This is a genomic window from Arenibaculum sp., from assembly GCF_035998295.1.
Lineage (GTDB): Bacteria > Pseudomonadota > Alphaproteobacteria > Azospirillales > Azospirillaceae > DASYHS01.
In genome coordinates, this window is record NZ_DASYHS010000039.1 from 1 (window position 1) to 9,553 (window position 9,553).

At 69.9% G+C, this 9,553-nt stretch carries 8 protein-coding genes; 6 read left to right on the forward strand and 2 right to left on the reverse strand.

The window, feature by feature from the left end:
• From VGO20_RS04005 to VGO20_RS04025, 5 genes are all read left to right on the forward strand, one after another.
• On the forward strand, nt 1–822 hold an 822-nt coding region (locus VGO20_RS04005), incomplete at its 5' end, for a M20 family metallopeptidase (RefSeq protein ID WP_327501001.1).
• A 37-nt stretch (nt 823–859) separates the two neighbouring features.
• On the forward strand, nt 860–1,876 hold the full coding sequence (locus VGO20_RS04010) for an ABC transporter substrate-binding protein (protein ID WP_327501002.1): 1,017 nt from the start codon (nt 860–862) through the stop codon (nt 1,874–1,876).
• A gap of 19 nt (nt 1,877–1,895) precedes the next feature.
• Complete coding sequence (locus tag VGO20_RS04015; RefSeq protein ID WP_327501003.1) at nt 1,896–2,807, forward strand: ABC transporter permease; 912 nt, start codon at nt 1,896–1,898, stop codon at nt 2,805–2,807.
• Nucleotides 2,804–3,571, forward strand: a complete 768-nt coding sequence (locus VGO20_RS04020) for an ABC transporter permease (protein WP_327501004.1) — start codon at nt 2,804–2,806, stop codon at nt 3,569–3,571. The genes VGO20_RS04015 and VGO20_RS04020 overlap by 4 nt, the downstream gene beginning before the upstream one ends.
• Complete coding sequence (locus VGO20_RS04025) at nt 3,568–4,683, forward strand: ABC transporter ATP-binding protein (RefSeq protein WP_327501005.1); 1,116 nt, start codon at nt 3,568–3,570, stop codon at nt 4,681–4,683. Before VGO20_RS04020 ends, VGO20_RS04025 begins: the two co-directional genes overlap by 4 nt.
• Nucleotides 4,684–4,687: 4 nt before the next feature.
• Here the strand turns inward: VGO20_RS04025 and VGO20_RS04030 are convergent, their stop codons facing one another.
• Nucleotides 4,688–5,506: a polyphosphate kinase 2 family protein gene (locus VGO20_RS04030; protein WP_327501006.1), complete on the reverse strand. Its 819-nt coding sequence runs from the start codon at nt 5,504–5,506 to the stop codon at nt 4,688–4,690.
• Nucleotides 5,507–5,734: 228 nt separating this feature from the next.
• Here VGO20_RS04030 and VGO20_RS04035 point away from each other — a divergent pair, with 228 nt between their 5' ends.
• Entirely contained in the window at nt 5,735–8,974 is a 3,240-nt protein-coding gene (locus VGO20_RS04035; RefSeq protein ID WP_414639774.1) for a maltotransferase domain-containing protein, read from the forward strand.
• Between the two features lie 260 nt (nt 8,975–9,234).
• Here the strand turns inward: VGO20_RS04035 and VGO20_RS04040 are convergent.
• Nucleotides 9,235–9,553, reverse strand: a 319-nt coding sequence (locus VGO20_RS04040) for a hypothetical protein (protein WP_327501008.1), incomplete at its 5' end; no start/stop codon positions are given.

Genomic DNA, 9,553 nt, shown 5'->3' on the forward strand with positions numbered 1-9,553 from the left:
CTGCGCGGCGGGGCCGGAACCCGGCACGCGCTGGCCGAGGGGCTGGCGGCGGACTGTTTCGTGCTGGGCGAGCCGACCGAGCTGGAGCTGGCGACGAGCCATGCCGCCTCCATGGTGCTGCGGATCAACGTGCTCGGCCGGATGAAGCACTTCGCGACGGTCGAGGTCGCGGGCGCCAAGGGTGCCAACGCGGCGGAGATGGCGTCGCGCGTCGTCCTGGCGCTTGGCGGCAGCCACCGGCCGCAGCCCCGGCTCGGAGAGGGCGGCTGGCTCAGCTTCGAGCCGCGGCCCGGCTTCGAGGGGCTGCCCCAGCTCAATGTCGGCAGCATGCGCGCCGGGATTTCCCGGGAGTTCAATACCACGCGTCCCGCGCTGTTCCCGGACTTCTGCTCGATCACCGTCGACGTCCGCACCGTGCCGGGAATGACGAAGGAGACGGTGCGGGCCGATCTGGAGCGGCTGCTCGACGGCCTGCGCGCGGAGCTTCCGGAGCTGCGCTACGAGATCGACTTCACCGACGACACCTTCCCGCTGCCCTTCGACGCGCCCCGCGACTCCGAGGTCGTCCGGTCGGTGGCGCGCGCGCACCGGGAGGTCAACGGCACCGACGCCACGTGGTCCGAGGTGCTGCGCTTCGCCGCCTCGGACGCGTCCTGGATGGGGGCCGCCGGCATGCCCGGCATCATCTATGGCCCGACGGGACGCTACCTGAGCCGGCCCGACGAGCGTTGCGAGGTCGCCGACCTGGTGCGCGCGGCGAGGGCCTATGCCTGCGTGATCGCGGACATCTGCTCGCGCGATCGCCGCGAGATCCGAGGGTAACCGGCCCGACGGGCCGTCTCACGAGGGAGCGACAGTCATGATGGTCAAGGCAAGGAGCGTGCTGCTGGCCGCCGCCGCGCTGCTGGCGGGGATCGGCGGCGCCGAGGCGCAGCAGAAGATCGTGCTCCAGAGCTGGGGCGGCACCTGGGGCGACGCCATGAAGGAGGCGTGGTTCGAGCCGTTCGAGAAGGAGACCGGCATCCAGGTCGAGCTGCGCCCCCAGGGCAGCATGATGGACGCGCTGGCCAAGCTGGTCGCGCAGAAGGACCGCATGGACGTCGACCTCTGGATCACCGGCATGACGCCGACGGCGCTCGCCGACGAGGCCGGCATCCTGGAGACCATCCCGCGCGGCAAGCTGACCAATGCCGAGCACCTGCCGGACGCGCTGATCGGCGACAAGTATGTCGGCGTCTGGAACACGATCTACGGCGTCGCCTACAACAAGGAGACGGTGCCGTTCCCGATCACCAAGTGGTCGGACCTGCTGGACGAGCGGCTCGCCGGACAGGTCGGCATCCCGCATGCGACGGGCTACGGCGGCAAGTTCATCCTGCTGCTCGGCTGGCTCGGCGGCGGCGATGTCGACAACATCGACCCGGCCTTCGAGGTGGCGGCCCAACTCAAGCCGAACATCGGGATCATCTCCAAATCCGACCCCGAGGCGATCAAGTTCCTCACCTCCGGCGAGGTCGACGTCGCGGCCATGATGCCGCCCGGGAACTTCGTCCAGATCCGCGAGGCCGGCCCGCAGTTCGAGTTCGTGGCGCCGGAGCCCTTCGTGCCGGCGAACTTCAACAACTTCGCCCTGCTGAAGGGGCCGAACACCGAGGCGGCCGTGAAGTTCATCGACTTCGCGATCTCCAAGCAGGCCCAGGAGGAGCTGGCCCGCCGGGTCCTGGTCATCCCGGCCAACACCCAGGCCGCGATCCCGGAGGAGCTGGCCCCCTTCGCGCCGCCGCCCGAGCGCCTGCGCTACCCGGACGAGGTCGCGATCACCAAGGTGCTGCCCGACTGGGCCGAGCGCTGGGACCGGGTGATCCAGGGGCGGTGAGCGGCGGGGACCGGCGGCGATGACCCTCGACCAGGCGCTTCCCGGGCCGGCCGGCGACACGGTCCGGCGCCGGCCCGGGCGGCGGCCGAACCCGGTGCCCTACCTGCTGGTCCTGCCCGCACTCCTCCTCGTCGCCGGGCTGGTCGGCGCCCTGCTGGTCCTGTCCCTGCGCAGCCTGGAGGGCGCGCAGGGACAGGTTCCCTCGCTGGCCCAGTACGCCCGCATCGCGACGTCGCCGCACTATCTCGACCACTTCACGCATTCGGCCTGGCTGGCCGGGGCCGCGACGCTGGCGGCCGCGGTGCTGGGATATCCGGTCGCCTACTACATGGAGCGGGTCGGGCGTCCGATGCGTCGGGCGATCATGGCCTTCCTCGCGGTCGTCTTCTTCAGCGACTACGTGCTGCGCATGTTCGGCCTGATCCTGGTGCTGGGAAAGACCGGGATCGTGAACCGCCTCCTGGTCTGGAGCGGCGCCGTCGACCGGCCGCTGTCGCTGATGTACAACGACTTCGGCGTTTTCGTCGGCCTCGTGAGCGCCAGCCTGCCGTTCATGATCCTCGCGATCAACGGCGTGCTGGCCCGCCTCGACCCCCGGCTGCCGGAGGCCGCCGCCCTGCTCGGCGCCTCGCCGCCGCGGGTGTTCTGGCATGTCACCCTGCCGCTCAGCGTCCCGGGGATCGTCTCGGGCGGCATCATCGTCTTCCTGCTGTCGCTGAACTCGTTCGTCACGCCGGCGCTGCTGGGCGGCGGCTTCGTCGAGATGGTGGCGACCTTCATCTACGAGCAGGCGATCAACCTGTTCAACCTGCCGCTGGGTGCCGCGGCCGCGATGATCCTGTTCTTCGTCAGCATGGTCCTGCTGGTCGGCGTCAACGGCCTGTTCGACCGCATGGGCCGCCGGTTCGGCGTCCGGGAGGAGGGGCGATGATGCTGCGCCTCGCGGCATGGCTGGTCCTGGGCCTGCTGGCGCTGCCGGTGGTCACGATCGTCGTGACCTCCTTCAACGCGACCTCCAGCTTCGCCTTCCCGCCGGAGCAATGGTCGCTGCGCTGGTACCGCAACGTCTTCGACACGCCGGTCTTCGGCAGCGGCCTCGTGATGAGCCTGTGGCTCGCCGCGGCCAGCTCGATGATCGGGCTGGTCGCCGGCACGATGACGGCGCTCGCGGTCGTGCGCTACCGCTTCGTCGGGCGGGGGCTGGTCCTGTCGCTGGTGATGGCGCCGCTGGTCGTGCCGGAGGTGGTGATCGGCCTGTCCCTGCTGATCTGGCTGCAGAGCGTGCGCTGGCTGTCCGGCAACGGCGCGATCCTCCTCCTGCACTGCCTTGTCGTGCTGCCCTTCGTGGTCAGGATCCTGGTCGCGAACCTCCAGCGCACCGACGTCAACCTGGAGCATGCGGCGATGCTGCTGGGCGCCAACCCCGTCCAGGCGTTCGTGCGGGTGACGCTGCCGACCATCGCCAAGGGGCTGGCGGGGGCGCTGGTCTTCGCGCTGGTGATGTCCTTCCACAATTTCACGGCGACGTTCTTCCTGGTGTCCACCCAGCAGACGCTGCCGGTCGCCATCTTCCAGTACATCCGGACCGAGCACGACCCGACGATCGCCGCCCTTTCGACCCTGCTGATGGTCGGCGCGATGGTGATCGTCTGGGTCACGGACCGGCTGCTCGGCCTCGAACGGGTGACGAAATGACCGCAGCGACCGTAATGGCAGGAGCCGGGACCGGCACCAGGATCCGCCTGGACCGGATCAGCATCCGCTACGGCGACTTCACGGCCGTCGACGACCTGACGCTGGCGATCGAGCCTGGCGAGATCCTGGCCCTGCTGGGCGCCAGCGGCTGCGGCAAGACGACGACGCTGAAGGCGGTCGCCGGCCTCCAGCGGATCGACGACGGCGAGATCCGGTTCGGCGAGCGGCGCGTCGACGGCCTGGCCCCGCACCGCCGCAACGTCGGCATGGTGTTCCAGAGCTACGCCCTGTTCCCGCACATGACCGTGACCGAGAACGTCCGCTTCGGCCTGGCCATGCACGGCGTGCCCCGGCACCGGCACGGGGAGCGCATCCGGCGCGTCCTCGACATGCTGCACATCGCGGCGCTCGCGGACTCCTATCCCGACCAGATCTCCGGCGGGCAGCAGCAGCGGGTAGCGCTCGCGCGCACCCTGGTCGTCGAGCCGCTGGTGCTGCTGCTGGACGAGCCGCTGTCGGCCCTGGACCGCCAGCTTCGCGACGTGATGCGCACCGAGATCCGTAACGTCGTCAAGCAGACCGGCATCACCTCCCTGCTGGTGACCCACGACCAGGAGGAGGCGTTGACGGTCGCCGACCGGGTCGCGGTGATGCGCGCCGGACGGATCGAGCAGGTCGGCTCCGCCCGCGAGATCTACGAGGCGCCGCGCACGCGCTACGTCGCCGACTTCATCGGGCGCATGAACTATCTCCCCGGCCGCGTCCTCGACCAGGGCGGCGGGGTCTGCCGTGTCGAGACCGCGGCCGGCGTCATCGTCGCGCCGGCGGTACCCGGCCTGGGGGCCGGGCAGCCGGTGGAGGCGGGCTTCCGGCCCGAGGTGGTGCGGGTCGATGACGCTGGAGCGCCGCGCGGCGATCGCAACCGCGTCGAGGCGCGGCTCGTCGGCGAGACCTTCGCGGGAGTGACGACCGAGTACCGGTTCCGCACCGCGGGCGAGGTCGAGATCCGCGCGCTCGGCCAGTCGGACGCGCGCTTCGGGGCCGGCGCCGACCGCCGGTCGTGCCTGGAATGGCCGGTCTCCAGGACCCTGGTGTTCGCGGCGGGCGCCTGAGCCCTCATCCTCCCGCCCTGCGGCCGAGCAGTTCCTCCGCGGCGGCCCGGACCGCAGGGTCGATCGGCGGCGGCGTCACCTCGACGCCGCGCTCCAGCGTCTCGGTCACGATCTCCAGCACGCGCACCCGGGCGTGGTGCTTGCTTTCGGCGGCGACCGCGTGCCAGGGGGCGAGGTCGGTCGAGGTGCGCGCGAACATCTCGTCGATCGCCTCGGCGTAGTCGGCGCGGCGCTCGCGGTTGCGCAGGTCCTCCTCGGTCAGCTTCCAGCGCTTGGTCGGGTCGAGCAGGCGGCTGCGGAAGCGTTCGAGCTGCTCCTGGGGGGAGACGTGCAGGAACATCTTCACGAAGCGCGCGCCGTCGTCGACGAGCAGGCGCTCGAACTCGTTGATCTCGTCATAGGCGCGCCGCCATTCTTCGGGCCGTGCGAAGCCCTGGACCCGCTCGACCAGGACGCGGCCGTACCAGCTCCGGTCGAAGATCGCGAAGGTGCCGGGTTCGGGCAGCCGCTGCCAGAACCGCCACAGGTAGTGCCGCCCCTGTTCCGAAGCGCTGGGTGCTGCGATCGGCCAGACGTGGAAGCCCCGGGGGTCGAGAAGCTCTGTGACGCGCCGGATCGCGCCGCCCTTGCCGGACGCGTCCCAGCCCTCGAAGACCAGGATCGCCCGGCGCCGTTCGTGCCAGTAGGTCTGCTGTATCCGCAGCAGCCGTTTCTGCAGCACCTCCAGGCGCTTGCGGGCCGCTGCCTTGTCGCGCGCCGGCGGCACGCGCAGGTCGATGTCGGCGAGGCGGGGCGCGTTCGCCTTGGTCTCGATTCCAGCCATGGGGTACCTTCACGGGCTCGATGGTTCGGAACCCCCGGAGGGGATGAGGGGTTAAGCGGGTGCCGAGCGGGCAGACCGCGCGGGATGCCGTCTGATGGAAGCCCGCCCAACCGCCAGAATCAACCGGAGAGGCGCGTCGTGCAGGCTGGACCCCGGATCTACAACCTTTTTCCTCTGCTGGCCGGATCGGTCCAGGACTGGAAGGGGCACCTCCCGCGGATTTCCGCGATGGCTTTCGATTGGGTGTTCTTGAACCCGATCCACTATCCCGGCTTCTCCGGCAGCCTCTACGCGGTCAAGGACCCGTACCGGCTGCACGATCTGTTCCAGGGCGGCGCCCCGGAGAGCCCGGACGACCTGCTGCGCGGGTTCCTGGCCGAAGCCGGGGAACGGGGGCTCCGGGTCATGCTCGACCTGGTGGTGAACCACACCTCCAAGGATTCCGTCCTGGTCGAGCGCCAGCCGAACTGGTTCCTGCGCGAGCCCGACGGCAGCATCCGCAGCCCGCGCGCGGTGGACCCGGTCGACCCGTCCAAGGTCACGGTCTGGGGCGACCTCGCGGAACTGGACTACGACGACCCCGGTGCCCGCGAAGGGCTGGTGCGCTACTGGTCGGACTATGTCCGGCACTATGTCGGCCTGGGCGTCCAGGGGTTCCGCTGCGACGCCGCCTACCAGGTCCCGGCGGGCGTGTGGCGCGAGCTGATCCGGGCGGCGCGCGAGGTCGATCCCGAGTGCCAGTTCTTCGCCGAGACGCTGGGCTGCACGGTGGAGCAGGTCGAGGCGCTGAGGGACGCCGGCTTCGACTTCCTGTTCAACAGCGCCAAATGGTGGGATTTCCGGGAGGACTGGCTGCTCGACCAGTACGAGCGCTTCCGCAGGATCGCGCCCTCGATCGCCTTTCCCGAAAGCCACGACACCGAACGCCTGGCCGCCGAGCTCGGCAGCCAGGACAGCCGACGGCTGGCCGCCCTCCTGAAGATGCGCTACCTGTTCTCGGCCTGCTTCTCGACCGGCGTCATGATGCCGATCGGCTATGAATACGGCTTCACCGGCCGCCTCGACGTCGTGCGCACGCGCCCCTCCGACTGGGAGGAGCCGAAGGTCGACCTGACCCAGTTCATCGCCGACGTCAACACGATGAAGGCGTCGATCCCGGCGCTCAACGCCGAAGGGCCGCAGCGCCGCGTCACGTCGCCCCATTCCCCGGTGATGGGCCTGGCCCGCTGGAGCCCGGACGGCAACGACGCGGTCGTCGTGGTCGTCAATCCGGACGAGATCCGGTCCCATTTCGTCGACCCGGGCCCGCTGCTGACCGCGACCGGCGGCCGGTACGACGGCTTCTCGGACGCGACACCGCAGCTCGCTCCCCGCCCGTTCCTGCCCGGCCAGATGCTGTCGCTGGAGCCGCTGGAAATGCGCATCTTCCGCGGCCGGGACCGGGCGTCGGCGGTGGCCGAAGCCGCCTCTCCGCCCGGCCGCGAGGCCTCGCTCGACAACCTGGAGCGGCTGGCCTCCAGCCGCGTCGCGATCGAGGCCGTGTTCCCCGAGCTCGACGGCGGCCGCTTCCCGATCAAGCGCGAGGTCGGCGACGTGCTCGAGGTGTGGGCGGACGTGTTCGCCGACGGGCACGAGAAGATCAACGCCTGCATACGGTACCGGCCGCTGGGCGACACCGTCTGGCACGAGGCCCCCCTCGAGTTCCACGACAACGACCGCTGGGTCGGCCGCGTCGCGCTGGCCCGCAACGGGCGCTATCTCTACACGATCGAGGCCTGGCGCGACCTGTTCGAGCATTGGCGCAGCGACTTCCTGAAGAAGCAGGCGGCCGGGCAGCCGGTCTCGCTGGAGCTGATCGAGGGGCGCAACCTCGTCGAGCGGTCCGTGCGCTGCACCAGCGACGAGGCGGGCCGGGCGATCCTGCGCGTCTTCCACGAGCGGCTGGAGGAGATCGAGGACGAGGCGGCCCTGACCCGCGCGCTGCTGTCGGACGATCTCCACCTGGCGATGCGCCGGCACGGCGAGCGGGTGAACCTGTCGCGCTACCGGGAGCTGGAGGTCTTCGTCGACCGCACCGCGGCCCGCTTCGCGGCGTGGTACGAACTGTTCCCCCGTTCGATGAGCGACGACCCGGCCCGGCACGGCACCTTCGACGACGTGATCGCCAAGCTGCCCTACGTCGCCTCGATGAATTTCGACGTGCTGTACTTCCCGCCGATCCACCCGATCGGCACGACCTTCCGCAAGGGCAGGAACAACACCCTGACCCCCGAGGCCGGCGACGTCGGCAGCCCCTATGCGATCGGCTCGGAGGAGGGCGGGCACGACGCGATCCATCCCGAGCTCGGCAGCTTCGACGACTTCGCCCGGCTGGTGCGGGCCGCGCGCGAGCACGGGCTGGAGGTGGCGCTCGACTTCGCGATCCAGTGCTCGCCGGACCATCCCTGGATCCGCGAGCATCCGCAGTGGTTCGACTGGCGGCCCGACGGCACGATCAAATACGCCGAGAACCCGCCCAAGAAGTACCAGGACATCGTCAACGTCCATTTCTACCGCGAGGCCAAGCCGGACATCTGGCTCGCGCTGCGCGACATCGTGCTGTTCTGGGCGGGGCACGGGGTCAAGATCTTCCGCGTCGACAATCCCCACACCAAGCCGCTGCCCTTCTGGGAGTGGCTGATCCGGGAGGTGCAGGACCGCGACCCGGAGGTGCTCTTCCTGGCCGAGGCGTTCACGCGGCCGAAGCTGATGAAGCGCCTCGCCAAGCTCGGCTTCACCCAGAGCTACAGCTACTTCACCTGGCGCAACACCAAGGCCGAACTGACGGAGTACCTGACCGAACTGACCCAGGCGGAGCCGCGCGAGTACATGCGCGCCAACTTCTTCGCCAATACGCCCGACATCAACCCGCCGTTCCTCCAGACCGGCGGCCGGGCCGCGTTCATGACCCGCTTCATGCTCGCCTCGACGCTGTCGAGCGTCTACGGGATCTACAGCGGCTTCGAGCTGTGCGAGGGCACGCCGGTGCCGGGCAAGGAGGAGTACCTGAACTCCGAGAAGTACGAGATCAAGGCCTGGGACTGGGAGCGGCCCGGCAACATCCGGGACTACGTGGCGCGCGTGAATCGGATCCGGCTGGAGAACCCGGCGCTTTGGGAATACGACAATTTGCGCTTCTACAACGCCTTCGACGACAACGTCCTGTTCTACGGCAAGATGACCCGCGAGCGGGACAACATGATCCTGGTCGCCGTCAACCTGGACCCCAACGCCGCCCACGGCGCAACGATCGAGGTCCCGCTGTGGGAACTGGGCCTGCCGGACCACGCCCATGTCGACGTCGAGGACCTGTTCACCGGCGGCCGGCATACCTGGTACGGCAAGCACCAGCAGGTCTGGCTCGACCCGCAGCGCAACCCCTGCGCCATCTGGAGGATCATCCCGCCGGGCATCGGACAGCGGGTCTGAGATCGCCACGCCCACGGGTCCTTGCATGAGCGTGGGGGTTTGTGGGGGTGGGGCCGGAAGGTGTGGTGGGGTGGCTGCACGCATGGTTGAAAATTCCCTCTCCCATGCAATGGGAGAGGGAGGGGCCCGCCGCGTCAGCGGTGGGAAGGTGAGGGTCGGGCGGCGGGAAACGGCTTTTGGGGCGAGAGCGCGCAGCCCTCACCCTCCCGCACCTGCGGTGCGGGCCCCTCCCTCTCCCGTTGCACGGGAGAGGGGTAGTTCTACTTGCGGCGGGCCATCGACCTGAGGGCGCGGCGCTCGCGGCGGTTCAATTGGGGTTCGGCGACGACCGACGGCAGGAGCGTGGTCAGGTCGAGGTCGTCGAGGATCGGGGCGGGGGTGGGCTTGACGGGCTCGATCGCGGGCAGGCGGCCGTTGCCTTTGCCGTTCATGCCGTGCAGCTGCATCAGCCGGTCGATCGCGCGCAGCGCGTGGCCGGTCTGGCCGTTGGCGATGGAGTGCTCGACCAGGTGGGACAGCCAGGCCTCCAGGCGCTCGAACATGGCGGCGTGGCCGGTCTCGCGGGCGGCGGACAATGTG